This window comes from Polyangium spumosum (assembly GCF_009649845.1).
Lineage (GTDB): Bacteria > Myxococcota_A > Polyangia > Polyangiales > Polyangiaceae > Polyangium > Polyangium spumosum.
In genome coordinates this window covers 1-26,819 of the sequence record NZ_WJIE01000031.1, presented here as the reverse complement: position 1 = coordinate 26,819, position 26,819 = coordinate 1, and the positions used below count along the sequence as shown (strand labels likewise).

The window sequence follows — 26,819 nt, the reverse complement described above, 5'->3', positions numbered from 1 at the left end:
ATGGACCTCCAGCAACGCAAAGACCTCACCGCCGCCCTCTCCCGCCTCGTCGCGGACATCGCCGCCGACCTGCGCGATCAGATCCGGACCCCGGGGGAGGCCCAGGAGCGCGCCAGGCAGGTCTGGCTCGACGAGAAGGTCGGCGACGACTTCATGGTCTGGACCGATCTCCTCGCGCGCCGCGCGGCCGTGCTCTGGGTGCTCAAGTCGGTCTACGTGCGCGTGCTCGAGGATCGGGGCCTCTGCCGGCCGCTGCGGATCGTCGATCGGGAGTCGCACGACCTCTTCGAGCGCCTCGCGCCGAACCTCGGCGACACGGCGTACCTGCGGTGGGTCTACGCGGACCTCGCCTCGCCCGACGGCGGTCTGCCCGAGCTCTTTTCGCCTCAGCCCGCCGAGGTCGCGTGGCCTTCGGACGCGCGCTCGCAGGACCTTTTGCGCTTCTGGAGGGCTCCGGATCCGGACACGGGCGCGCTGCGGTGGCGGTTCGACGACGAGCATTTCGATGGCCGGCTGATGGGTGATCTCTATCAGGACCTCGATCCGGTCGTCAAAGCGCGGTATGCGCTACTCCAGACGCCGGATTTCGTGCTCGACTTCATCCTCGACGAGACGCTCACGCCGGCGATCGACGAATGGGGCGTGGAGACGGTGCGGGTGCTCGATCCGGCGTGTGGATCGGGGCACTTCTTGCTTGCGGCGTTCAAACGGCTCGTGGCCGGGATGCGGGACAAGTTCCGGGATCGGCCGGTGAAGGAGGTCGTGAAGGATTGTCTTGCGCGGGTCGTGGGGATCGACCTCAACGATTACGCGTGCGCGCTGGCGCGGGCGCGGCTCGTGATGACGGCGCTTGAACTATGCAGGGAGAGCGAGCTTGCAGCGGCCTCCGATTTCCATCCGCAGGTGTACTGGGCGGATGCGCTGGAGCAGGTGGAGCGGGATGAGCCGGAGCAGCAATTGCTGCCGGGGATGGGATTCGAGGTGGAGAAACCGAAGGCGCTGTTGACGAGGCCGGAGGTGAGGGAAGCGCTGAGGCCGATTTTGAGGCGAGGGTTCCATGTGGTGGTGGGAAACCCGCCCTTTGACGTTGAGAAAGATGCACGAAAGCGTGCTTATCAGAAGGAAGTGGTCGGGAAGTCTCGGAGGTACATATCGGCATCAGGGAAGTACTCGCTGTGCGCACCGTTCGTGGAGCGCATGATCCAGGTTTCTACCGATCAGGGGCACATCGGCTTAATTTCCGCCAATTCATTCACAAAAAACGAGTTCGGCCGAGAGCTAATTGAGAAGGTATTACCTCGCTTCGATCTCAAGGAGGTCCTCGATAGTTCTGGGGTCTACATCCCTGGGGCGGCCATCCCTACAGTCATGCTATTCATTAAGGCCAAGCCCCCGACCTCTGACGTGATTCCTGTCACCATGAAAAAGCGAGGGGAACCAGTCACGCCGAATGACCCATCGCGCGGGCTGGCGTGGACTAGCCTGATCGCTGGACATCGCACCATTGGATATGAGGACGAATTTGTTTCTGTTTCACTGGTGTCTCGCCAAACATTATCGAAGCATCCTTGGAGTATCGGCGGTGGGGGAGCCGCGGAACTAAAGGCGCGACTAGAGGAGTCGGCACACATGATCGTGAGCCGAATGGCTGAAAGCGTGGGTATCGCAAGCTTTACGCTCGAAGATGACGTGTTTTTACGCCCCCTTCGAGCGTGGCAAAGAATCGGGCTACCCAGCCACCTTTGCTGGCCGATGATTTCTGGGGACAGCATTCGCAATTGGTCTGTTGGCGAAATTGAACACACCATGTTTCCTTACGGACCAGAATTGCGTGTACTCGACGCAACTGAGCCAAGCCTAATGCTGCTATGGCTGTATAGGACGAACCTCGCGAACGGCCTTCTTTTTGGCGGCAAGACGAAGGTTGAGGGTGGGCTGCGTTGGTACGAGTTTGGCCGACTTACCGCCGACAAGCTTCGCAGCCCCCTAACAATTGCCTATTCGGAGTTTGCGACACATAATCATTTTATCCTGGACCGCGGCGGCAGTGTATTCAATCGCAGCGCCCCAATCATCAAACTCGGCCACGAATCGAAAGCTGAGCATCTTACATTGTTAGCGCAGCTCAATTCCTCCGCCATCGCTTTTTATCTCAGGCAGATTTGTAGAGACATGGGCGGCGGTGGCAATGGTCGAGGCATCAGCGACGAGGTGTGGGAGCTTCGTATCCGACCCAATGCCACCAAGGTAGAGCAAGTCCCTATCGCCGCAATTAGCCACCCTCAACTCCAAGCCTTCGCCGCCCACATTGACGCCCTCGCCCGCTCACGCGTCGAAGACTCTGCCCCCGCCTCCATCAACGCCCACGCCACCTCCGGCCCTGCGCCCCTCCGCAAAGCCCTCGAAGCCCGTCACCAGCGCGACCTCGACGCCCTCTACAAGATGGTCGGCCTCCAGGAAGAGCTCGACTGGCTCTGTTACAAGCTCTACGGCATCGACCCCGACGCCGAGGTCCGCGATCCCGAGGACGTCCCCCCCTTGCGCCCCGGCCTCCGCCCCTTCGAGATCACCCTCGCCCGCGCCGACGCCGAGCGCCGCGAGGCCCTCGCGCGTGGCGAGGAGCCCGACGAGGCCCCCACCGCCTGGTTCGAGCGCCACGGCTGGCAGCCTTGCACCACGACCGACTCCCTCGACCCCCGAGAGCGCGCCCTCGTCGAGGCCCGCATCGCCCGCACCGAGGCCTCCCGCGACCTCGCCCTCGTCGAGCAGCCCACCTACAAGCGCCGCTGGTACCGCCCCGACCACGCCGCCGAGGAAAAGGCCGCGCTCACCGAATGGCTCGCCGATCGCATCGAGGCGTGGGCGAAGACACGAACGGAGCCCTTCACCATCGTCCAGGCCGCCGCCGCCCTCCAGGGCGACCCCGCCGTGCTCGCCGTCGCCGAGGTCCGCGAGGGCCGCGCCGATTTCGACCTCGAAAAGCTCGCCGCCGAGCTCATCCAGGCCGACGCCGTCCCGAACAACAAATACGACGTCTTCAAGCCCGAGGGCCTCGTCAAGCGCGCCGCCTGGGAGGAGACCTGGCGCCTGCAGCACCGGGAAGACGCCGGGGAAAAGCTCACGATCCCGGTCCCGCCGAAATACGCCTCGAGCGACTACCAGAAGCCCGACTACTGGCACCACCGCGGCAAGCTCGACGTCCCCAAGGAGCGCTTCATCGCCTTCACCGAGGTCCCCCGCCGCGAAGGCCCCGCCGGCGCCCTCTTCGGCTGGGCCGGCTGGACGCCCAGGCAAAGGGCGCGCGTGCTGCTGGAGCTGGACGAGCAGGCCGAGACGGAGGGCGTGCCGCTGGAGGAGCGGATCGGGCTCTTGTACGGAGCGTGGTTCCTGGTGCCGTACGTGGCGTGGGAGTCGAAGGATGCGGCGGAGGAGTTTGCGGCGATCGTGAAGGGAGCGGTCGGGGATGCGGGGGTGACGGAGGAGATGGGGAGGCGGTGGGCGGAGGGGAGGAGCGTTGCGAAGCCGGTGCGCGGCAGAGGGCGCGGCAAACGCTGAATGGGAGGGCAACGAGACACCATGAACAAGGCCCCCTACGAGCCCCAAGACTTGCAGGTGTTCCTGAGCCGACCGCCGGGTACAGCGCCCAGCATGGCGGCGGCTCTGCCGAGGATTGTCGTCAGTGGGCGCACGCGTATTGCACCTGCGCCCGTCGGGGCCGGGTCGACTTCCACGACTGATGAGCAATTTCCGCATTACGTTGCGGTAGCAAACTCAGAAGCTGTGGAAACAATTCAGCTCCCCTTTTCGCCCGGGGATCTCCTGTCATTCTTGCGGAGACTCGCTGGCGGAGAGCTCTCGATTCACGACTGTGTCGAGTTCGGGGCCGGCCTATTCGACGCAGTGTTCACGCGTTCGATCCGTGACCACCTGCGGAGCCTGGCGTCGAAGGGCAAGCCTCTGCGTCTGACCATCGCTACGTCGACTCCGGAGCTCCTCATGATCCCGTGGGAGCTACTATGTGACACACAATTCGGCGTATTGCCCCAGTTCCTGTGCCAGCGATCCGACATCAGAACATGCAGATCACTACGACTGTTTAATCGAGCCGATTTTGCGCACAAGTCGCTTTCTGACGACGCCGCACTGCGCATACTTCTCGTCACGGCCTCACCCTCCGAATTGCCTCCTCTCGAAGACGAGAAAGAGGAGTCGATGCTGCGATTCGTCGTGGATGAGGCGCCAGTCGTTCATGGCGTCGAGCTCCAGGTGCTCCACAACGCAACAGTGAACGAGCTGCGTAGAAAGTTGACTTCATTCAGGCCTCACATCGTTCATGTCAGTTGTCACGGAGCATTCAATCCTCGTGAGGGACTCGGCGCTCTCGCGCTGTGCTCTGAACTCGACCGAACGAAGATGGACGTCGTCAACAGTTTTCGCCTGGCGTCCCTGATCGATGAACCGAAAAGCGTCCGCCTGGTGTTTTTGAGCACATGTCACGGGGCGGCTCAGGATCCAATCGAGACATTTTCGGGTCTCGCCGAATGTCTGCACTCGAATGGAGTTGATGCGGTCGCTGCCTTGCAGTTCGAGTTGCTCGACACTACCGGTCATGCGGTCGCATTGAACTTCTATCGCCACCTGCTTCGTGAGCGACTCACCGTCGAAGAGAGCGTTACCCGGGTCCGTCAGTATCTCTTCCTCAACAACCATATGCTAAAGGAGTGCTTCGGCCTGGTCTTGTTCCAGTCCAACTGCTCCCTGTCGTGGAGCAAGGATGGCCACCGCCCCAGAAGTGTAAGTGGCGAGTCCAGGCCGCTCGACGACACGGAGTACGTCAAGGCTTTCGAGGACTGGGGTAAGCGGAAGATGCAGGAGAAGCTCTCTTCCATCCTCGATACGCTTCTGTCTCCGTACGTGGAACTCGAATCAATGGCGCCCGGCGACGTTGCCCTGATGCTCAACGTTTTCGGCAGCGCTGAGGTGGGCTCCAAAGTGATTCGGACCGTACGGGAAGCCCGGATCCCGGTGACACCGTTTCTCAAGATCGCGAAGCTTGCCTCGGAAATGTGTCACGCAACGCACGAACGCCAGCAACTCAAGACGTCACTGGTGCTCTTCGCACGGGATGATCCGGCAGAGTATGACAACCATCCCGTGATAAAACGGTCGGAAAGCTTGCCTCCCGGATTTTTCTTCGGCGAGATGAAGAAATTCGTGGGAGAGGCCATAAAGGTCAACGGTACGGACAGGGCGTTCGTGGCCATCGCTCGCCCGACGGCGACTGATATCGAGAGCGAGCATATCGGCAGCTTGAAGGACATGGACGTGCACAGCGCGGCAGTGTTCATCCTCGGCGATCCGAAGTGGGCGGGAGTGTTCTCAGCAACCAGCAAGAGGGGCTGTGCCTTCATCATACCGGAGAGATCCAGGATCAAGCTCGTCGTTGCTGGTGAACAGGTTGGAGAATACAGGCAGGGAAACTGGAGCTTTTCGAACTTCGCCGAACTGCGACGAGTGCTTTCAGACCTTGCGATCGGAACGTCGATCGATGAGCGTGTGTTGCTCGATGTTATGCAGAAGGCGATGGTCGCCTCCGATCTGAGTAAGGGCCACATCTTCGTCATACGGCAAAAGGATGGCGCAGAACCGCGACTGAACCCTGGCTACAAGAATATTGCGGAAAGTGATACGCACGAGCTCAAGGATAAGCCCGTGGCGAGTGTTTCGCCTTACGAGTATCTTGGCCTGGTCGAGGGAGATGGAGCCGTCATTCTTTCGCATGATGGTCGAACCCTTGCAATAGGCGCTAAGCTGGCCCCATCCCCAGACACGCAGGTGCTCGCCCTGAGCGCTGGCACCCGCCATCTGTCTGCACAGAAGATAACGAAGGAAAGCGCGACGGTTGCCATCGTCGTATCCGACGACGGTCCTGTCACGATATTCCATGAGGGCGAAGTCCGATTCCGCAAGACATGACGTGGCGTCGACCATGATGGCATCATTTGAGTCCGACAAATATGCGCTGAGGAGAGGCTGGCTGTGAGCTCGCAGCACAATACGGCGTGGGCACTAGACATGGACCGAACGCGCCTAGCCATCTCGCGTGGAGGGCGTCGGGGTAACCCGCCGCAAACTTTCTCAATGACCATGAGAAAGCGTGACGGCGACGCGAAAATCAAGTCCGGCACATATGCAATAATTTTCGAGCGTGACCATTACGGAAGCATCCAGTTCTACGCGTGGACAACCATCCAACACGCGAAAACGACCGACGCGCCAAAGCAAGACTTGTTGGCGGAATCCACAAGCCCATCGAGAACCGAGGGCGTATTTTCGGTCCGGCTTGAGCTTGGACCGTTTAACTATTTAAATCCGCCGCGCCCCATACGATTATTCTCGCACAGTCTACTATTGGTAACAAATTTCGACTCGCCAGATGTGCATTTCAATAGACAGTTCCGCAAAATTGGACTCGACGACTTTATCACCCTGAGAGATGGTGTCTTGTTCTTTGCGCGTACTTTCTTCATGACCTGGTATGAAAGAATGGGTAGGGCGCTGCAACTTAGCTTGCAGGCCTACTGCATGGGGCTCGGCACCAACATTAGTGATCGTAGCGTGTCATACCAGGATCGGGCTCGGCTCCTTGTGCGCTTTTTTGAGGACCACATCCTGCCTGCCGCCGCTTATTTGTCGCGCGCTCGCCAGATCTACGATCGCATTCAGTGCGATGGGAAACCGATGTTTCGCGAGTGGATCATTTCAATTAAGGATGACCGTAGGGTGCATGCGCGGCCATTTGGTGATGCAAGTGAACATGCGCAACGAATTGTCGATCTTGTCCTCGGTGACGAGCGCCTATTGACACAGATAGCCGACGAGCTTAATAAACCCATCGAACGCCGCTTTGAGGAACTACAGTGGACCGCGCCTCTCTGATAAGCAAGATTGGTACACTGGCCAATGCCATCGGCAGTATGGCACCGGTATTCGACACTCCGGAAAACGTACTCAAGAGCAAAGATGCCGACTTCTTGTATGAGGTCCTCTGCTATTTCTTCATGATTTCGAAGCTGCGTTCGGGAACTGTTATCACATACGTAAAGGGGCAGCTGGGGCATGCTCTACCGGGGAGACATGGTAGCAAGTGGAAACATTCTCACTTTGAGGTGGCCGTCCCATCAGGTGAGCGTCTTCACCTGTGTATGGCCACCTATATTCTTGACGCGTACGACGCCAAACGTGCGCCTGATATCTCGCTCCAGCAAGCGACTAGTGATACCACCCCCAGGTACGAGAACATCATTGCGATTTGGGACGCCAAGCACCGGAAGGCGCGCGAGGAAGACAGGGTAACCAGGGGAGACTTCGAGAAATTCCGTGGCGACGTGGAAGTCCTTAGGATCCCTCCTCCCAGTGCCGGCGACCTAACTGAGCGCGTCTGCTCACCTGAATTTTCCGTGTCAGCCCTCATCACTAATGGTCTTCCTCCAGGAGAGCCGGCAGCTCGCTTCCTCGACCTCGGCTTCTCTTGTGTAGCGAAGTTCACTGGCGAGGCGGGGCCGGTACCAAACCCTCCACGCACCCAGCATTACACGCGTTCAACAGCGAAGCGCACCAGTCCTTCAGCACAGCCGCCAGCCATGGCGGCGAGCCCCTCGGCAATAGCACTCTTCGCTTCCGTCGCTCCGGATGGACAGCATCCACAAGGAGAGACATGATACTGCATGAAGCACACTGCAGCCGGTTCTGTGTGACATGACCCAGACCATCCTCGACGCCTTCGACCTCCCCACCCGGGACCAAATCACCGCCCTCGGCTTCGTCGTCCGCCTCGAAGCCGAAGGCGCCGAGGCCACCCGCCGCCGCCTTGTCGACGAGTACGTCCTCACGCCTGCCGTACGCGAGGAGCTCCCCCGCATCTTCGACGGCATGCGCCGGGTTTTCCAGCGCGGCGAGGAGCTCGGCCGGTTCATCCACGGCAGCTTCGGCTCCGGCAAGAGCCATTTCATGAGCTTCCTCGGCATGTTGCTCGAGGACGACTCGGTCGCCTGGAAGAAGCGAGATCCCCTCGTCGGAGAGCTCGACAAGAGCCACCGCGCGTGGATCCGCGACGCCCACTTCCTCGTCGTCCGCCTCCACATGCTCACGACCAGCCACACGGATACCGGTTTCGACCGTGCCGTGTACGAGGCCTGCAACGTCGCCCTCCGCCACCACGGCAAACCCGCGTTCGAGTTCCTCGACGTGCAGGGCGTCCTCGACGAGGCCCTCCGCGAAGCCGAGCAATACGGCGACATCTTCTGGAGCCAGCTCGAGCGCGCCGGCATCGTCGCCTCGAAGGACGACTTCCAGACCATGGCCCAGGGCAGCCTCGAAGAGCGCGAGGACCTTGCACGCGCATACCTCTCATTCAAAGGCCGCGACGCTGCGAGCGCCGGAATCGACCCGAACTGGGCCGAGGGCCTGCAACGGCTCACGCGGCACGTGAAGGCGCAGGGCTTCGGCGGCCTCGTGCTCCTCGTCGACGAGCTCCTCCTCTGGCTCAGCGAGAAGACCGGGCCCGAGTTCAAGCGCGCCATCAACCAGCTCAACGTCCTCGTCGACCACACCGACGGTCGCCGCGCCCTGCCCCTCTTCGTGTTCGTCGCCCGGCAGCGCAACATCCGCGAATTTTTCCCGGACATGGTGCAGGAGGATGGGCTGCACCAGCACCTCGACCACCACGCCAAGCGCTTCGAGCTCACCACGCTCCAGGACGTCGAGCTGCGCCACATATGCAGGGAGCGCGTTCTTCGGCGAAAAGCGCCCGACGTCGTTCAGCCGGTCATCGATGCGCTGGCCGAGGGACACAAGAAGCTCCTGCCAACCCTGCTCCAGGGCGCCGATGTCGCTTACCTGCGCGACGTATACCCCTTCCACCCGGCGCTCATCGAGATGCTCATCGACGTCTCGACGCTGATGCAGCGCGAGCGCACGGCTCTGCGCCTGCTCTACGAGCTGCTCATCGTCCATTACCCGACGCTCCCGGTCGGTGAGTTCTTGCCCGTGGGAAGCGCCTTCGAGGCGATCTTCCCCGAGAGCGGCGTCGAGGGCAGCGAGCGGCGCGAGAGCTTCCGGCTGCTCAAGGCCATCCACGAGCTCTATTATCAGCGATTCCGGCCTGCAATGGGCGAGATGAAGCGGCGGGCCGAGGAGGAGAAGACCGGCTTCGATGACAAGCGACGTCGCGTGCTCGATCAACTCGTGAAAACCGTGCTCCTCGCCGAGGTCTCGCCGCGCCTGCGCGGCTCGGGCGGCATGAGCGTCGAGCGCCTCGTGCAGCTCAACGACGTGGACGTACCCGGCGAGATGGACAAGGCACGGATGGAGCGCGCCTACCAGGATCTCGTCGAGCTCTCGCGCCGCGTGCCCGCACTCCAGCTCACCGGCAAAAGCCGGAGCGCCGTCGTAGGCGTCGTCCTCCAAGGGGCGAACTTCGGCGAGGTGATGGACCGCGCGCGCAGCAAGATGGACACGGTCAGCGGGCGTGCAGGCGCGTTTTACCGTGTCTTCAGCGACATGCTCGGCCCCAAGAAGGAGCTCGTCTTCGCGAGCGGCGAAAACAACGAGCATGCGCTGCGCATGAAGTGGCGCGGCACCATGCGCAAGGGCTCGCTGGCGCTGCGGAACATCCGCGAGCTGTCGAATGCCGCCTTCAAGCCTGCGGATGGGGACGAGTTCCGCATCTTGATCGATTATCCTTGGGACGCCCCCGGCCACACCGTGGAGGAAGACAGGCAACGCGCGCGGGATGCACGGAAGCGCGAGGGTGCGCAATTCACGCTCTGCTGGCTCCCACGGCACCTCACGCCCTCCGAGGAGAGCGTGCTCGCGGACCTTGCGGCAGCCCAGTACATTGCGAGCCCGGTCGGGCAGGAGGATCTCCTGGGGAACCTCGCCATGCACGATCGTCAGCAGGTCGTGGAGCAGGCCTCCAAGCACGAAGCGAACCTCGTCAATCGCCTGCGGGACATCCTGCGCGAGGTCTACAAGAACCACGGTGAGGTGGTTCCCCTCAACAGTGACGTAAAAACGGATGTCCCGGAGCCCGAGCTCGACAAGAACCTCGAGCGCTTCGCGCACGAGCTTCTCGACAAGCGTTACTCGCAACATCCGAGCTTCGGCATGGAGCCTCGGCCCGAGGACCTGCAAAAGCTGTGCGACTGGATGGTCGAGGCGGCCGAGTCCGAAGGTCAACGAAAGCACTTCGACGAGGCCACGGCCAAGGTGCTGCGCGGGCTGGGTATCCCTCTCGAGCTCGTCGACATAGGACAAACCACCGCGGGATTGCGCCGCGACACGCGATACCTCAAGGCCGTATCGAGCCACGCCACCGAGGCGACCGTCCGGTGGGACACCGTCAATGAGCAGCTCGTGAAGGAGTTTGGCCTGCAGCCCGCCGTCTGCAACTTCTTCCTGGCCTTCCTCGCGCGGGCGTACGGGTTCCGCGCGCTCCACACGGTCACGCGCGAGACGCTCGAGGTGAAGATCGACTCGAAGCTCCGCACCTCGGTCACCCTCGAACGCGCTCCACTCCTCGAGCTCGCCGAGTGGAGCCGCCTCCGCGAGCTGGGTCCGTCGCTCTTCGAGGGGCAAGCCCCAGCCTCCCACCGTACACTCGCCGAGCAGGACCGTTACGCACGCCATCTCCGCGAGCTGGCGACAAAGAAGCGCATCGCGCTCGAGGGCCTCCATGGTCGGATCCGGACCCTCCTCGGCGAGGGCGAGCCACCGCCTCGTCTCCGCTCGATTCGGGACGCCCTTCAGCGGCTCTCTCCGCTTGCGAGCTCGAGCACCGACTCCTGCACCGTGCTCCGCGAGCTCCTGATCCGCTGGCCCGACGATACAGCCGATCCCGTCCGCGTCGTCGTACGCTCCGTGGAGTGCGTCCAGCGGGCACTCGAAGGGCTCGACGAGAAGGCCAGAAATCACCTGGGCCGCATCGTGGGCCACAGCGCGCTCGGGGACGACGTGCGGGCGCACTTCGAGACGCTTCACGAGCTCCTGGGCACCGAAGAGCACGAGCGCTCGCTCACGGACAAGGCCATCGCGAGCTGGAACGCCGAGGCCCACCGGCTCATCGAAGAGGTTCTGCGCCAGACGCCGCCGCTCACCAACCCATCCGCGAGGCGCCCGTCACCTATGCCACCCGCGCCCGACGCCACCGTGGGTTTCTCTGGCGGCAAGGCGACCGGCCCTTCCGAGGAGTGGAAGGTCATCCTCGCCGAGGAGCGCCTCCAGGCTGGTGATGGCGATGCATTGACCGCATTCTGGCGCCGCCTCCGCGAAAAACTGCAGGAACAGGGCGCTGCCCCCCTCGAGATCGAGATCCGTGTGCGGGTGAAGAAGTAGCGATGGAGACGCCCGAGCTGCTGCGCAAGCTGGTGGAAATGGCCGGAGGCCCGGCGGCGCAGGGGTACGTGCTCGCGCTCGATGGAGACGGGCTCGAGAGCGTGCCGCAGCGGGTCCAGACGAGCCAGGCGACCTACGAGGTTTGTCGGCCAAGGACGGAGCTCGAGCTGCGCCGCATGGTGTGGAAGTCGAGCGGTGCCCCCTTCATCGCGATTCTCCCGCCGGACCTCGCCCGCAGTTTGCCCGCGGATCTGTTGCACCGCGCGCGTCGCAGGCGGGTGCATGCGCTCGACATCCAGGACGTGCTCTCCGTCGTGCTGGGCGTGCCGGTGGTCGGGACAGACGATAGAGCCGTACAGCGCCTCGCGCTCGACCACCTGGAGGCATTGCGGGCTCAGATCAGCCAAAGGACGCACCCCACCGTCATCGATCGCCAGCTCCTCGACGAGCTGTTGCTCGACGTATGTTTCGGTTCGGGCGAGCGCCTACGCGCGCGCAGCCCGGGCGCGCTCCTTGCCGAGTGGGTGGAGCATCCGCCGGACTGGGACGAGAGTGTCCGCGAGCTGGTGCGGCGCAACCTGCCCCGCCTGCATGCGACCGAGGGCCGCATCCTCGCGTGGGCCCTCGCGTCGTCCGAGCGCCTGCGTGCGCTCGTCGTGCGTGGCGTGCTGCTCGCGATCGATGGCGAGGTCCCTGAAGCCGTCTGGGGCGAGCTCGAGGCGCTGCAAAAGGATCAGCAGGTCGGGGTTCCTCCAGACGTCCTTCGCGGCGTTCTCTCGCGCATTGCGGTGGAGGCGATCGAGGAGCTGAAGGATGACGCCAAGAAGTACCTGACGGAGGCCGAAACCATAGGCCGGCGCCATCTGTCGAAGGACGCGCGGTCGCGTAGCACCATTCTTCCGCTCGGTCTGGCGAACCGCTGCGAGGACGTCGCGCAACGTGTTGCGCGTGGCGAGCCCGTCCCGAGCAGCGAGATCACGTGGATGCGTGAGCACCGCGCGGCCGGCTTGATGCGCAACGAGATCAGCCTGCTCGAGGAGATGGCCCGGTTCTCGCGTTACCTCGCCACGCCTGACGCCGAGGAGGCGGGACCGGAGCTCGCCGGGCGAATCCGCAGTTACCAGAAGAGCGGCGCGTTTGCCGACATGAGCGCTGCTCGGCTACGTCGCGCTCTCGCATCGACAGCCCAGTTCCATGAGCAGGCTGAGAAGGCCCTCGTGGCCTATCAGGAGCGGCGCAACAGGGACAATCTCGCGTTCGCGAAAACGCTCGCGCGAGGATACGTCGAGGCGCTCCACAAGACCGAGGGCGTCGTACCGCTACACCGCCTCTGGACAGACGTTGCCCTTCGGCGTCCCAAGGATGAGGGCCTTTTCCTCGTCGTCCTCGACGGTTGCAGCTACCCTGCTTTCGTTGAGATCGTCGAGGAGCTTGCGCAGCTGGGCGAGCCCTTGGGGCTTCGCGCGCCCGAGCGAGACAGCGCGACCGGGCTCCTCGCCCTCTCGCTCCTGCCCACGATCACGAGCCATGCCCGCGGCGCGATCTTCCTCGGGGAGATCCCCAAGGACCCTCTCGCCGCCGAATCGGTCTGGCGCGAGGAGGGCGAACGGTCGACCGATCCGGCGAGATTCAAGCAGAACAAGGTGCTCGGCAATCGCACGCGAAAGCTGTTCCTGAAAGGGGATCTGGCCGAGGGGCCGGGCCCGTTGCTTCGCGCGCTCCAGGACACGAGCATCGAAATCGTCGCGGCGGTGTTCAATGCCATCGATGATCAAATTGGCTCAGCGAACACCGGAGCGCAGCTGCAGGTCAAACCGGACCAGATCTCCGGCTTCATCCCGAGCCTGCAGGCGGCTTTGGCGCATGGCCGTTCGATTCTCGTCGTCGCGGATCACGGCCACACTCCGTTCTGGAACAAGGCTCTGCGCGTGGGGGCGGGCTCGACCCCACGCTTCTGCGAGCTCGGTCCGAAAGAGGCTGCTCCCGACGGGTTCGTCGAGGTGAACGTCGAAGAACTCGGTGGCTCGTCCGGCAGGAAAGCGTTTGCTTGGCGCATGGGCGCTTACCAGGGTTCGCCGCAGGTTGGGTTTCACGGGGGCGTGGGGCTCGAGGAGATGGTGGTGCCGCTGGCCTGGCTCGTGCGCGATGGCGTCCGCGCCGGTGAGCCGTCTTGGTGGTTCGGCCCGACGCACGCCTCGGCCGCGGAAATGAAGGTTCGGCCGGCCGAACCTCTCGCCAAAGCCACGGCGCCCACCCGCCAGCAGAAGAAAGCTGCCCCGGCGCCTCCGGCAGCCAAGCCAATCCAGACCGACCTCTACGATCGTCGACCGTCGATCGAGGCACTCGCGGTCGATGCAGATCGACTCCTGGGGCTCCCAGCCGACGTGATGGAGGGGCTCGAGCCTGACGAGCGGGCGGTCCTCACGTTGCTCGCCCGACACGGGAGCGCACGCATGAGCGAGGTGGCGCGGGTCCTGGGCAAACCCGCCGCGCGCGTGGGAGGTTGGATGGCCAAGCTCCATCGCAAGCTGCATGACGTCGGGGCGCCATGTTTCTCCACGGATCGGTTGCCGAACGGCGAGCAGCAGTACACCTTCGTGCCGCCCGAGCGCCGGAGGAACGCATGACCGTGAGCGAGATAGAAGCCCGCGAGATCGTCGCAGCCCTGCGCGCAGGCGCGGTGCCGGAGCGCGGGCTCCACCACATCGCGACCGGCCTCGACAAGCTGATGGACGCCGTGGACGCGGAACTCGACTTCGTGAGCAGCGGCGCGGGGCGCGGTCTATCGAAGTGGATCCGCGGCGAGTACGGCAGCGGCAAGACCTTCGCGACACGCTTGCTCTGTGCGCGCGCCCGTGCGCGACGCTTCGCGACGTCGGAGGTCCAGATCTCGATCAACGACACGCCACTACAGCACCTCGAGACGGTGTACCGGCGCCTCATGGAGCGGCTCACCACCGCAGCCGAGGGCTCGCCCGCGTTCCCCTCGATCGTCGACGCGTGGCTCTTCGACGTGGGCGAACAGGTGACCGCGCTGCGTGGACTCTCCGACGATGATCCCGCGTTCATCACGGCCGTCGAGGAGCGTCTCGAGGACAAGCTCGCGGCCCTTCGGGCCTACAACCCGGCGTTTACCCAGGTGCTCCGCGCCTACCACCGCGCCATGTCCGCAAACGACTTCGGCACGGCCCAGCAGCTCCTCGCGTGGCTCTCGGGGCAACCGAACGTCGATCGCACGGTGACGAGCCGGGCAGGTGTGAAGGGAAACGTGGATGGGCAAGCGGCGCTCGCATTCCTGCGCGGCGTGCTCATGCTACTCCGACAATCGGGATATGCGGGGCTCGTCGTCGTGCTCGACGAGGTGGAGACCGTGCAACGCATGTCCGCTCCGGCACGCGAAAAATCGTTGAATGCGCTTCGCCAGCTCGTCGACATGCTGGCGAACAACGACCTTCCGGGACTGTACCTCGTCGTCACTGGCACGCCTGAGTTCTTCGACGGCTACAAGGGCCTCAAGTCACTGCCGCCGCTCTACCAGCGGATTGCTCCGCGCTTCGAGGAAGACCCGCGCCACGATAACCTTCGCGCTTTGCAGGTCCGCCTTCTTCCGTTCGACACGCAGCGCCTTCTTCTCGTGGGGCAGAGGGTGCGGGGCCTGTTCCCAGCGCAAGAGGGCGCCCGTGTTCAGACCGTCGCCGATGACGCCTTTCTCGAGGCCATGGTCCGCGAGGTGACGAGCGGTTTTGGCGGACAAGTTGCAGTTTGTCCGCGCATTTTCTTGAAAGAAGTGGTCGATGTGCTGGACAAGGTCGATCAGCACTCCGACTACGATCCGCGTGGTCGCTACAAGCTCGAAGTAAACGAGGCCGAGCTGCGGCCCGAGGAGCTTGCGGCCCGCAGGGGGATCGCACCTTCGGCGCAGCTGGACCTCGAAGAGCAAACCACCGAGGCCAAGCCGGCGGAGGAGAAGCCCTCGGAAACGAAGCCCGCACGGACTCGCAAGCGGTCGACGCGTCGCCTGGACGGCTGAGCATGAGCAGCTTCGTCCGTCTGCATCCCCAGCTCCGTCACGGCATCGTGAACGACCTGGGATGGCGGAGCTTACGCCCGGTGCAAGAGCTCGCCGTCGATGCGGTTCTCGACGGCTGCAACGTGGTCGTCCTGGCGCCGACGGCGGGCGGAAAAACCGAGGCCAGCATTTTTCCCGTGCTGTCCCGCATCCTGAGCGAGGGGCTCGACCCCGTCGCGGCGCTTTACGTGTGTCCGATCCGCGCGCTGTTGAACAACGTGGAAGAGCGCATTCGCGCTTATGCGCGGATGGTGGGGCTCGACGCATTCAAATGGCATGGCGACGTGGCTGCCACGAAGAAGGCCCGATTTGCGAGGGAGCCTGCGCACCTCCTGCTCACGACGCCCGAATCGCTCGAGGTGATGCTCATCAGTCAGAAGACGAGCGCGCGCAATCTGTTTCGCCAGCTATCGGCTGTCATCGTGGACGAGATCCACGCGTTCGCCGGGGATGACCGAGGCGCGCATCTCGTTGCCCTTCTGGAGCGGCTCACACACTTCTGCGGCCGGGATCTCCAGCGTATCGGCTTGTCGGCGACGGTGGGAAACCCGGAGGAGATTGGCGCGTGGTTCCAGGGATCGAGTCGACGGCCATTTCGTCTCGTCGATCCGCCACGGCCACTGGCCGAACGGAATTTGCTGATTGACCGAGTCTCCGACGTTGCGGACGCGGCTCGGGAGGCGGCACGGCTCGGGCAAGGCAAAAAGAGCCTCATATTCGTTGAGAGCCGCAGCCAGGCCGAGCGGGTGGCAGCGGCGATGGCCGGTCGTGGCGTCGAAGTCTTCGTGCACCACAGCGCCGTGAGCCGCGCCGATCGACAGCTGGCCGAGGCGCACTTCGTGGCGGGGACGAACACAGCGATTGTCTGTACGTCAACGATGGAGCTAGGCATCGACATCGGCGATCTCGATCTCGTGATCCAAGTCGACGCGCCGTCCTCGGTCGCGAGCTTGCTTCAGCGCATGGGTCGCACGGGGCGGCGTGCGGGGACGAGGGCGAACTGCACGTTCCTGTGCGAGAGCCCGGAGACACTCGTGCAGGCGGTCGCCTTGCTTCGCTTGGCCGAGCGCGGATGGGTGGAGAGCGTGCGTCCCGTGCACGCTGCCGCGCACGTGCTAGCGCATCAGATCATGGCGCTCGTGCTTCAGGAGGGCGGGATCTCGCGGCATCGCGTCCGCGAATGGGTGGCATCGGCGACGCCATTTCACGGGCTGGACGAGGCGGACGTGGCGGAGCTCGTCGACACGATGATCGCGCGTGACATCCTACACGAGGCTGATGGTCTTTTATCGCTGGGGGTAGCGGGAGAGCTACGGTTCGGTCGGAAGAACTTCTTCGAGCTCTACGCGGTCTTCGACGCCCCGCAGGCGATGCGGGTGATGCATGGAAACCAGGATGTGGGTATCGTGGAGACGGCGTTTGTCCGCGCCGTGCTCGAGAAGCCGGGCGGCGGAAGCTTTCGGCTCGCGGGACGCTCCTGGCAGGTCGGGCAGGTCGAGTGGTCGAAGGCGGTGTGCCGTGTGACGCCTGCGAAGGCCGGGCGCGTGCCGGTTTGGTTGGGAACGCCTTCGATGATGTCGGGGGCGGTGTGCGCGGAGATCAAGCGAACGCTGGCCGGTGACGAGCAGCATGCGTGGTTGTCCGATGCGGCGGGGGCTGAGTTGCGGGAGCTGCGGGAGGACTACGACGGGCTCGTGGGCGAGGGTGAGACGCCGCTGGAGGACGATGGGGAGACGATCCGCTGGTACACGTTCGCCGGGGGAGCGTTGAATCGGTTGCTCGCAAGTGGGCTCGAGCGGGTGGGCGCGGGGGAGTGGACGGCCGGGAACTGGTCGCTGAAGCGGAAGGGGCACGTCGAGGTCGGAGCCGTGCGGGAAGATGTGCTCAGGCTCGCGGGGCTGCGGTGGGAGGAGGTTGCGGGCGGCGAGGCGAACGACGCGAAGCTCGAGGAGGTGAGCAAATTTCAAAGGTGCTTGCCGGAACGGATGGCGAGAAGGCTCGCGGTGGAGAGGTTGTTCGATGTCGAGGGAGTGATGGCGTTTGCGGGGCGGTTACGAGTGCCGGTCGTGTCTAGGCGTGGAGGATGAGGCCGCATGGTTCAGGCAATGCCCAGATCGACCGCCGGAACCATTACTCGTACCAGTTCCCCCAGCCTCCCCCCCCAGTTCACCGACGGACAGCTTGGGGTCGAAATCATGAACCGCGAGCTGAAGGAAACCTCGCCGCAACCGCCACCCCGCATTGCGCAGTTTTAGCTCGTGTCTCTTCATGCTGGCCCAGAGGCGCTCTCGACGTGAGAAGTCGGCGCGCCGTTTTTCGGAGTAGTCCGTCGCGCCCAGGTGTGCGTCCCCAATGATTCCCAGCTTCATGGCTCCTCCGGCAACGTGGTGTCCGAGACTACATGAGTCGGCCTAGTGCGTCGAGGGTGCACGTCGCGAGCGACGACGACCCGCCCTCTGTGCCTGTTGCACCACCGGGCTACTCTCCTTTACGCTCGGGTACCCAGCCAACCATGCTCGCCTACCAAGAGGCCCGGTGAACACGCCACAGGCCACTGCGCCAACCTCGTCCACCCCGCGCTGGCAGGCCGCGCTGGCGGCGGTGTCGCTCGCGCTGCTCTCGGTGCTCGTCCTGTTGCCGCTCGCGGTCACGCTGCTGGCCCTCTGGGCGGGCGTCCTGGGCCTCGCGAGCGCGTGGGCGCTCGACGCCATCGGCGCGCGGGAGACGCACGTCGTGGAGGGCGCGGTGGCGATCGCCGCGTCCTTGCTCGGGCTGACCGGGTTCGTCGCGTTGATCGGCGCCATCGCCTCGGTCGTGCGCAAGCTCGGCTCCCGCGGTGCACCATCAAGACCCGCGGCGTCGCAGCCGGTGGGTTACTACGTGCCGCCGATTCCCCCGCCGAAAGAGCGTTCGTCCTGGTATCGGGAGCTCTTTCGTCACCCGTGGCTCTCTCTCGGCGGGGTGGCGCTCTTCGTCGACGGGTGCGTCGTGCCATTCCAGGCATCACGCGTCATCCGGATGCCGCTGGATCTGCTCGGTGGTTTCATCCTCGCGGGCGCGACGCTCCTCTTCCTGTTTGCCGCGGCGCTCTCGACCCGGGGGTGGTGGCTCTGGATGCGCTCGCTCTGGACGGGCGTGCGCCGGTCGGCGTTTTTCGCGGGGCTCGTGACGGCGGGGAGCCTCGCTGTCTCGGTCATCGCGCTGCTCATCGGCAATGCGCTCGGCCAGGTCGCGTCGGCGCTCTCGGCGCAGGAGATGGCGCGTGCGCTCGAGACGTGCTCGGGGTCGACGACGGCTTGCTCGCGGCAGGTCGTGCAGGGCGCGCTCGGGGGAAAACCGCGGAGCCTGGCGCCAGCGCAGGCTGGGGAGATCACGACGCCGGAGGAGGAGGCGGGCTTCAATCGGTGTGTGGAGGCTCTGCACCATCGCGATGCCTACGGGAACAGCGATCGAAGCGAAGGGATCCGGATTGCATACGGCTACACGCGCGACAAGGATTCGGCGGAGGAGATCGTGCAGGAGATTATCGTCGCGGTCTGCACGCGGAGCCAGCGGCTCAGAAATGTCCGGGAGTACTTCTTCAAATCCGTGCGCAACGCGGCCTTCAAGGAGACACGCCAGGGCCGCCGGTCCTGCCCGCTCGATCCGAACGATCCCCCTCCTTTCCCCGTGGCATGTTTCCAGGACGGCCCCATCCCGGACCTTCTTCGAGAGGAGGCGAGGGAGAAGGCCGTCTACGACGCGTTATGTGGCCTCAAGCCGGAAGAGCGGAAGGTGATCGTGCAGCACCTCTGGGAGGACCGTCCGCACGCCGAGATCGCCCAGCGCCTCAACCTCACCACGGAGGCCGTACGGCAGCGGTACAGTCGGGCCGTACGTGCGCTCAAGGAGAAATTTGATGAGCGATGTCAGTAACTTACAGGAATTTTTGTCACGTCTCGTCGCCTCGTGACTGGGAGCTGCGGAGCCGGTTAGCGGCTCCGCCTCGCGCCAGGAGGGCGCGAATTCCCATCACGAAAACGAGCAGAAACCATGGCGAACAAGCCGTCCAGCCCGAACGACGATCGCGCGAAGGTCAAGAACCCCAACAACCCGGCGTACGAGGCCGACCGGATCAACCGTGAACGGCAGGGGCATGGCAACGCCCCGCCGCCTGCGCCCGCAGCGCAGCCGTCGCCGCCGAAGGAGCAGCCCAAGAAGTGACGTGACAACAGCGGGGCGCGCTCCTCCGGGGACGCGCCCCGCGCTCTCGAAAAAAATCTTCGTCACGTTTTGCCCCCTCCTGACTGGGGCCTTCGGACGGTTCGCAGCGACGCCTGCGGACCACGATCCCGGAGGTCCTCATGCCCGCTGCCCGTGCGCTCCTCGTCGTTCCGCCCCTTCTCAAGTACAGCGCAGGCCCCCTCCTCGGCCCCGCGCTCCTCGTCGCCGCCGCTCGCGCCGCGGGGCACGAGGCCGACGCGCTCGACCTGAGCATCCGGTGGATTCGCGAACGGCTTCCGCCCGACCTCGAACTCCCTGCTTCGACCGTCGTCGGCGACCACGACAAGCCCGGCGCGCTCCTTTCCGCGCTCCAGCGCGAGACGTTCGTGCCCATGCTCCAGGTGTACCTGACCGACTTCGATCGCCTCGGTGACGCGGATCCCCATCTATCGCTCACGTGCTCGCACGACGCCGTGGATGCTGCGGTCGAGCGCCTCGTCGCGTCACCCGTGGGCCATTGGATCCGCTCGCAGCTCGAATCCTCCACGCGGCCCGACGTGTTCGGGGTCTCCGTACTTTTCAGCGGGCAGGTGTTGCTCGGGCTCGTCGCGAGCGCGATTGCCCGGGAGCTCTGGCCGTCGGTGCAAATCGTTTGGGGCGGCGCTCATGTAACGGCGTTGCAGGACCGGATCGTGCAGGATGCCCGGTTCGGCCGGTTCGTGGATACGTTCGTGATCGGGTATGCCGAGCGCACGTTCGTCGAGTTGCTCGACGCGGTCGCACGCGACCTGCCGTTGCCACAGGAATGCTTGCGTGCCGGCGGTCGAATGGTTCGTCGTGCCGTGGACGATCCGACGCATGCGCCTGTCTTTCAGGATCTATCGCTGTATGGATTGCCGCGCCTCACGCTGCCGACGCAAGCGTCTCGCGGTTGCAGCTATGGGAAGTGTGAGTTCTGCACGTACCCGACGATCGAGGGCGTCTACCGAACGCTCCAGGATGCGGTCGTCGAGCCCGTCGTGAGAACAGCGGCAGAGCGAGGCGCAAACGTCGCGTTCAAGGACAGCCTGCTCGTCCCGAAGCGACTCGCGGCGCTTTCCGAGCAGATCGCGGGGCGCGTTCGCTGGAGCGGGTGCACGAAGCTGCATGCATCGCTCGATGCGACGGCGCTACGGCGGCTTTCGCTGGGTGGATGCGATACGCTGGAGGTGGGGCTCGAGACGATCGATCCGGAACAGCAACGGCGCATCGACAAGAAGCAATCGAAGGGTTTGTTTTTACGCGTGCTCGATGCCGCGGGGGAAGCCGGCGTCGGGCTCGTGGTCAATTACATCACGGGGTTCCCCGAGCAAAACGCAGTCGCTGCGGCCGAGGAGCTCGCGTGGGTGCGGGAAGAGCTCTCGCGACGCACCGGATTGCGCGCCGTGGTGGAGCACAACGACTTCCAGCTCGAGCGACTCTCGCCGATGGCGCGTTCGCCGGATGCCTGGGGAATCGCGATCACCGGGGAATGGCCGTGGGCGAGCGTGCTGGGGTGGCGGATGGCGACGGCGCCGCGCGCGCTGCCAGGGTTACGCGTCGTGGCATGAGGAGATGCTTTTGCGACCCAGAATCGGGTAGGATCGCGGCGACGAGATCATGGAGCAGCGCTTCCCCTTCGGCGTCCCCGTCGCCTCCTGCCCGCCATCCGCGTCCTCGCCCCGTGGCCTTTTCGTGCTCGGCGCCTATCCGAGCGCGCTTCGCGTCGCGTGGGAGCCACCTCGACCCTGGAAGCCCGTGAAGGCGCTCGCGGTGGCAAACGAACCCGAGCCCTTCTGGGCGGGGGCGGATGAAGGCGTGCATATCGAGCGCTGGAAGGCTTCCGTCGGCTTCTCGCCGGCGTGGGGTCGGATCGGACGGTGCGGAAATCTGAACGGCTCCTCCGGGGTCTGGGTGGAGCGGCAGGTGCTCGCGCCTCTGGGGGCCGCGCGTGGCGCTGCCTGGATCACCGACTGCCTCGACACCTACCGCGGCAGCACCGGCGGGGCACGACGGATCGAGAATACGTATGCACCATTCGCTGTTGCAAACGGGCTTCTCCGTGCAACGTTTTTACCGCATCCCTCGGAGAACGACATCGTACGCGAGGCGCTGCGAGATCATCGCGACCGGCTCTTGGCTGAGCTTCGGACTGCGCGCGCGGAGGTCATCGTGACGCTCGGCAACGCGGCGCTGCGCGTCTTTCGCGAGCTCGTCCCGCTTGCGACCTCCGAGGACCCGGGGAGCCGCCTACGCCCGGATCCAGGGCATTACGGAAATGCTCGGGCCGTGCGCATCGGCAACATGAGCGCGCAGTGGATTCCGCTGGCGCACCCCGCGGCGCCATTAATCTTCCAACGCGCGCACGGGCGATGGATGGCGGCACGGGCAACGGAGTAAGCTACACGTAGACTTCATGGCCGTCGTTGGGTGCCGTCGTACGGAGTCACGAGCGCACGACATGCTCGGCGAGTATCACGGCGACATCGTCGTGGAACCTCCCCGAAGGAAGCTCCACAGCCTCGACCAGCGCATCGACGGCCGAGCGGACGTCACCCGCCAAAGCGATCCCGGAGAGCCTTGGTTGAGGCAGGTATTTCAAAAGACCGTCGGACGCCAGGAGAAGACGCCCCGTGAGGGGCTGACGCTCGATACTCGTAGGCATGCATTCCCCACTGCCGAGAAGCGGCTTGCGCTTCTGCCTCGCGGTCAGCTCCACGACCCGCCCGGCCTCTACGAGGAGCGCCCCCGAGTCTCCGATGCTCGCGCCCCACAGCTCGCTGCCGCTCACCTGGACCACGACGAGCGTCGTCTCCCCACACTTTGGATCCGCGGACATTTCGCGGTCGAGTTGCACGAGCCGTTCGCACCAAGTCGCAGGCGTGAGCTCCATGTCTGCACCCAAGGCAGACACCGCCTCCGCTGCCCGTTGTGCAGCGAGCGCGCCGCCGGAAAGCCCGCCCGCGCCGTCCGCAATGACCAGTGTCCACCGGCGACCACGGCAGCTCGCTTCAAGGCGATCCTCGTTTGCACTGCCAGCGCGCCGCTGCGACCAGACCTGTAGCCATTCCAGTGGAGGGGTGACGGGTATGAAGTCGTCATTTGGCACGGGGACGCCCACCTCGACGCTCTCCACGACGTTGTCTCGGAACCACACCGTTGCTTCGTCCGGCTCGACTTTGCAGTGGCGGCATGCGGCCTCCGGCGTGCCCGACACGGCAACCAGACCGGCCACGTTCTCCCCCATGTCGATCAGGGGTGCGCGTCGCCCTGGTGGGTCGAACCAGCAAATCGCGTCGCCAAGCGTGTACTCGTGCAGGCGGCAATACCCGTACTTGTACTGGATTCGCCACGGCTGCAGGTCGCCGCAGCGCGGGCACTCTGCTTCGGCCACAACAATATCGAATATGCCCATGACGGCTATGAGGCGGGGACCGCGTTTCCACGACGCGGCGCTCTCACCACGTAAATCTTGCGTTTCCTCAGCAGGGCAACACCCGTCGGCGTTACCTGCGTGTCATGAAGGTCGACCTGCTGCAGGCAGGTTGAATCGACCAGGCTTGCCGCTCCTCGATCGGTGACGCCCGTGCCGGCGAGCGACAGGAACCGCAGGCGCGGCACGTTCGCGAGATGGCGCACGCCGGCATCCGTTACTGCCGTCCGATCCAGCGAGAGCGTCTCCAGCGCGGCCATGCGGCCGAGATGGGCGCAGGCCCCATCGGAGATCGCCGTGCCGCTGAGATCGAGCTCGCGCAGCGTCGGCGCAGCCGCGAGGAGACGCGCGCCCTCGTCGGTCACGGACGTGTTCGTGAGCTCGAGCGTATGAACCCTCGTCATACGCTGCAGGTGTGCCAGTTCACCCTCGACGAGCGGGCTCTCGTCGAGAGTCAGCGAAACGAGCGATGACAGGCTGCTCGGCAAGCACGCAAGCCCATCGATCCGCACGAGCGATCCCGATATCATCAGATATTGGAGCGCCCCTCCGACCGCGTGAACGAGACCTTCTCCGCGGACTGAGGTGCCTTCAAGCCGGAGCGAGCGCAGCCGATGCAGCCGGGCCAATCGCTCCAGCGTGTGGTCATGGATCCCGCCGCCACGCAGGCATAACGTCTGTACTTGGTCCCGACCATCGAGCCTTTCGAGCTCGTCATCATGGACCTCCATCGACCAGTACAGGCTGTACCGTGAGCGACTCGGCGTCTCGACGTGGGGCGGGATCGAAGGGCCCAGGACATGAAAAGGCGGATACCCCTCCTCCGCATGGTAAAGCAATGATTCGTTGGCGGTGAATCGACCGCAGCAAAGCACTTCAATGAACGTTTTGCCTCCGTGCTCGTGCGTCACGGTGAGGTTGATCCACTCGGGGACCATGCCGTCGCGAAGGAGCAGATCGAGGACCGTCGTGGCATCGACGCCCTTCAGGTCGGCGCGTGAGAAGCGCTCGCCGTCGCCGGGAAAAACAACCTCGTCCGGGTGAAGGGGGTTTCCGTCGTAGGACGCGTTGAGCACGACATCGAAGCGAATCTCGTCTGGCAGGTGCTCGAGGACCAGCTCGCGCGCGAAGTCGCGAGCCCGGAGGGATGCGGTTTCGAGGCGGGAGGCGAAGGTTGCTCGGTCCATGAATTCAGTCGTTATGCACGGTACCAGACCGTGGGCCGGGGAGCGAAGGGGACCGTCGCGACAGCTCGCTCCCAGTCCGGATGTCGAGCGCAACCTCGACCCAGCCGCCCGGCGGATCCATCTCCGCCGATACGATCAGCGCGTCGCCTCGAATCTCGTGGAAAACGATGCCGTCGACTGCAACGTTTCGTGCGATCCACCGGGTTTCGAGCCTTCGATCCACCGCGTGCACGTCCGTCCAGCCCAGGACGAAGAGGAACTCCTCTCCTCCGTCCGGAGTGGGCACGGGCGCGAGCGCCAGGTGGCCGAAACGCGAAGGAACGGCGATCGTGGCGCGGAGGGCGCTGGTCCCGATGTCGAGTACGTACACGGTGTCCCCACCTCCGAGGACGATCGCGTCGGCACTCTCCCAGACCAGCTCCTCACGGAATGGGACGAAGGAAGCCCTGCCGAAATCGATGCCCACACTCCATACGACCTCGTCCCCGCGCTCGAGGACGTAGATCGGCCCTTCGTTCCCCTCACTTGCGCCGAGCCAGCGTGCGGGGCGCGGTGCGTCGGAGCCCTCCAGGCGCTTCACGGTGTACATCGTGCGCTCGATGAGACGCAGTATAGCCGATCCGCCCCCGTCCGTCGTCGCCCGACGAAGTCGCACATCGTGCGCGCAGTCGGGCCGCGAATGCTGCATGCTCTGCGAATGGCCAAGCCCCGTCGTGCCCGAAAGGACGGTCGCCGCACGGATACCGACGATCCCCGCGCTCTCGTTGCGGAGGTCGACCGAGCGGTCGTGAGGCTCGTCGCGCGGCGGAGCGACGAGCTCCGGCGCGGATACGAGGCGACATGGAGCGAGGGGCAGAAGCGGATCGATGCCTCTTTCCACGCGGCGCAGAGGCGTGCGGCGCGTGCGAAGCGGCCACGTCTGCCGAAGGCGGCACTCACGCGGGGCGCACATCGGTGGAGGAAGGAGATCGAGTTGCTGTTCCTCCACGATGTGGAGGCCGAGGTGGAGGCGGCCGCGGCACTCCGCGCGACGATCGACAGCGCGATCATGCAGGTCGAGGAGCGGATCGCCGCCGCCGAGCGGGTGGCGACCGCGCAGATCATCGGCGCGATCCTGCTGTTTCAGGCTGAGTCCGGGATCGCCAGGCACGCAGGAGAGATCCTGAGAGCTCGGTGGCTCGCGAAGCTCAGCGGCTCGAAGCCGAGGACAGCCGCGCAAAAGCAGGCGCTGCTCCGCGCGGCCGAGCTGGCCGTCGGCGAGGTGAGGCGCGACGAGAGCGCGTTCAGAGAACAGCTCGCCGCGGCGCGTGCACAGACGGAGGAATGGCGGCGACGCGTGCAGCTTGCGCGCGACGTGGGGGACGACGAGCTCGCAGCATACGGGCAGACGATCGTGGACGAGCACGAGCGCGTTGCGGCCGAGCTAGAGCGGGAGCTCATGACGCAGACCGCGGCGCGCGAAGCGCTCGAGCGTCGGCTGACAGAGGCGCGCGACCGGCTCGCGGCTTCGCCCGCTCGCCAGCGCGTCCAGTAGATCGGGATCGCTTCCGCCACATAGAACCTGTGGCTGTCAAGCCTGTTTGTCGGTCCCGACTTCAGGGAAGGGGAGGGGAAGGGAGGACAACTGCTGGACCGGGATGCCGATCCCGTTCGTCAGGCGGCTCCCCGTGCCAAATCTTTGCCAAATCTCGCGTCCAGACCCGTCCCAACCTGTCCGCTCCTGTCCACCTCCAACCCTCTGAAATCCCTGCGAAAAGGCTGCAATTGGCGAGTCACCCGAGAAGGCTCGGAGGGGTTTCGTAAACCGTAGGTCTCGAGTTCAAATCTCGAAGGCGGCTCCAGGCGTTTCTTGGGTGATTCCGCGGGGTTACAGACCGCGAGGTTGATCGCCCGTCCGGTGGCCAGAAATCCTGTGGCCTCACTGTGGCCTCAACCGACGATGGTCGGTTCGGTGGCCTCAGCTCTGGTCCTCGTCCTGGCCGTCCGTCTTGGCGTTCTGCCGAGTTCGGCGTACCGGCAGCCGGCGGGCTGCCTCTTCCAGGTCCTGCTTGAGGAAGTGGACGTACTTCTGCGTGGTCGCCAGGTGCTTGTGACCTGCCATCTTCTGGACGACGTGGACAGGGATGCCAGCGCGGAGCCAACTGGTAATCGCGTAGTGTCGGAGACCGTACACCGACCACCCGCTCAGGCCCGCCCGCCGGCAGACGCGCTCGAACGCTTGGTCGATCCCGAACTGACCCCACGGTTTGCCGTGGTCGTTCAGGGCGACGTGCGCCTCCCTGGGTCCCCTCTTCACGATGGGGGCGAGGAGACGCGCGAGCTCCCTGGAGATCGGGATCTCCCGCTGGCCGGTCTTGGGCGTGTGGATCTCGCCGTGTGACCGACCCTCGCTATCTACGCGCACACTGTCCTGCAGCGACGCGACGTTTTCGCGCGAGCTCTGGTGCAGTGGGGGTGGGATGTCAGCTCGGCGGCGTGGCGCGGGCTTCTGCTTCGGCGATCTTTCTTCGGAGGT

At 64.6% G+C, this 26,819-nt stretch carries 17 protein-coding genes; 13 read left to right on the top strand and 4 right to left on the bottom strand.

Annotation, left to right across the window (positions count from 1 at the left end):
• The 12 genes from pglX (at position 1) to GF068_RS41820 (ending at position 22,084) form a co-directional block, all read left to right on the top strand.
• Positions 1-3,555: a BREX-2 system adenine-specific DNA-methyltransferase PglX gene (pglX, locus tag GF068_RS41875; RefSeq protein WP_153825181.1), complete on the top strand. Its 3,555-nt coding sequence runs from the start codon at positions 1-3 to the stop codon at positions 3,553-3,555.
• A 21-nt stretch (positions 3,556-3,576) separates the two neighbouring features.
• On the top strand, positions 3,577-5,976 hold the full coding sequence (locus GF068_RS41870; RefSeq protein ID WP_170320006.1) for a CHAT domain-containing protein: 2,400 nt from the start codon (positions 3,577-3,579) through the stop codon (positions 5,974-5,976).
• 171 nt (positions 5,977-6,147) lie between these two features.
• Positions 6,148-6,939 (top strand): hypothetical protein, encoded by a 792-nt coding sequence (locus tag GF068_RS41865; RefSeq protein WP_170320005.1) that lies wholly within the window; start codon positions 6,148-6,150, stop codon positions 6,937-6,939.
• Positions 6,921-7,721 carry a hypothetical protein gene (locus GF068_RS41860; protein ID WP_153825178.1) on the top strand — a complete coding sequence of 267 codons (801 nt, stop codon included), beginning with the start codon at positions 6,921-6,923 and terminating at the stop codon, positions 7,719-7,721. The genes GF068_RS41865 and GF068_RS41860 overlap by 19 nt, the downstream gene beginning before the upstream one ends.
• 37 nt (positions 7,722-7,758) lie before the next feature.
• Complete coding sequence (locus GF068_RS41855; RefSeq protein ID WP_153825177.1) at positions 7,759-11,394, top strand: DUF6079 family protein; 3,636 nt, start codon at positions 7,759-7,761, stop codon at positions 11,392-11,394.
• Between the two features lie 2 nt (positions 11,395-11,396).
• Positions 11,397-14,021, top strand: coding sequence for a BREX-2 system phosphatase PglZ (pglZ, locus tag GF068_RS41850; RefSeq protein WP_153825176.1), 2,625 nt, complete (start codon positions 11,397-11,399; stop codon positions 14,019-14,021).
• Positions 14,018-15,424, top strand: a complete 1,407-nt coding sequence (gene brxD / locus GF068_RS41845; RefSeq protein ID WP_170320004.1) for a BREX system ATP-binding protein BrxD — start codon at positions 14,018-14,020, stop codon at positions 15,422-15,424. The genes pglZ and brxD overlap by 4 nt, the downstream gene beginning before the upstream one ends.
• Before the next feature lie 2 nt (positions 15,425-15,426).
• Positions 15,427-17,550 carry a DEAD/DEAH box helicase gene (locus GF068_RS41840; RefSeq protein WP_153825174.1) on the top strand — a complete coding sequence of 708 codons (2,124 nt, stop codon included), beginning with the start codon at positions 15,427-15,429 and terminating at the stop codon, positions 17,548-17,550.
• 448 nt (positions 17,551-17,998) lie between these two features.
• Positions 17,999-19,378, top strand: coding sequence for a sigma-70 family RNA polymerase sigma factor (locus tag GF068_RS47305; RefSeq protein ID WP_153825173.1), 1,380 nt, complete (start codon positions 17,999-18,001; stop codon positions 19,376-19,378).
• Between the two features lie 117 nt (positions 19,379-19,495).
• Positions 19,496-19,666 carry a hypothetical protein gene (locus GF068_RS41830; protein ID WP_153825172.1) on the top strand — a complete coding sequence of 57 codons (171 nt, stop codon included), beginning with the start codon at positions 19,496-19,498 and terminating at the stop codon, positions 19,664-19,666.
• 140 nt (positions 19,667-19,806) lie between these two features.
• On the top strand, positions 19,807-21,255 hold the full coding sequence (locus tag GF068_RS41825) for a B12-binding domain-containing radical SAM protein (protein ID WP_153825171.1): 1,449 nt from the start codon (positions 19,807-19,809) through the stop codon (positions 21,253-21,255).
• A gap of 187 nt (positions 21,256-21,442) precedes the next feature.
• Positions 21,443-22,084: a hypothetical protein gene (locus tag GF068_RS41820; protein ID WP_153825170.1), complete on the top strand. Its 642-nt coding sequence runs from the start codon at positions 21,443-21,445 to the stop codon at positions 22,082-22,084.
• Positions 22,085-22,130: 46 nt separating this feature from the next.
• On the opposite strand, the gene GF068_RS41815 is transcribed toward GF068_RS41820, so the two are convergent.
• From GF068_RS41815 to GF068_RS41805, 3 genes are read right to left on the bottom strand one after another with little or no spacing between them, the layout of a single operon-like run.
• Entirely contained in the window at positions 22,131-23,099 is a 969-nt protein-coding gene (locus GF068_RS41815; protein ID WP_153825169.1) for a SpoIIE family protein phosphatase, read from the bottom strand.
• 5 nt (positions 23,100-23,104) lie between these two features.
• Positions 23,105-24,304: a leucine-rich repeat domain-containing protein gene (locus tag GF068_RS41810; RefSeq protein WP_153825168.1), complete on the bottom strand. Its 1,200-nt coding sequence runs from the start codon at positions 24,302-24,304 to the stop codon at positions 23,105-23,107.
• A 4-nt stretch (positions 24,305-24,308) separates the two neighbouring features.
• Positions 24,309-24,893, bottom strand: a complete 585-nt coding sequence (locus GF068_RS41805) for a hypothetical protein (protein ID WP_153825167.1) — start codon at positions 24,891-24,893, stop codon at positions 24,309-24,311.
• A 384-nt stretch (positions 24,894-25,277) separates the two neighbouring features.
• On the opposite strand from GF068_RS41805, the gene GF068_RS41800 reads away from it, so the two are divergent.
• Positions 25,278-25,838, top strand: a complete 561-nt coding sequence (locus tag GF068_RS41800) for a hypothetical protein (RefSeq protein WP_153825166.1) — start codon at positions 25,278-25,280, stop codon at positions 25,836-25,838.
• A 423-nt stretch (positions 25,839-26,261) separates the two neighbouring features.
• Here GF068_RS41800 and GF068_RS41795 read toward each other — a convergent pair.
• Positions 26,262-26,819: tyrosine-type recombinase/integrase (locus GF068_RS41795; protein WP_153825165.1), on the bottom strand; the 558-nt coding region annotated here is incomplete at its 5' end.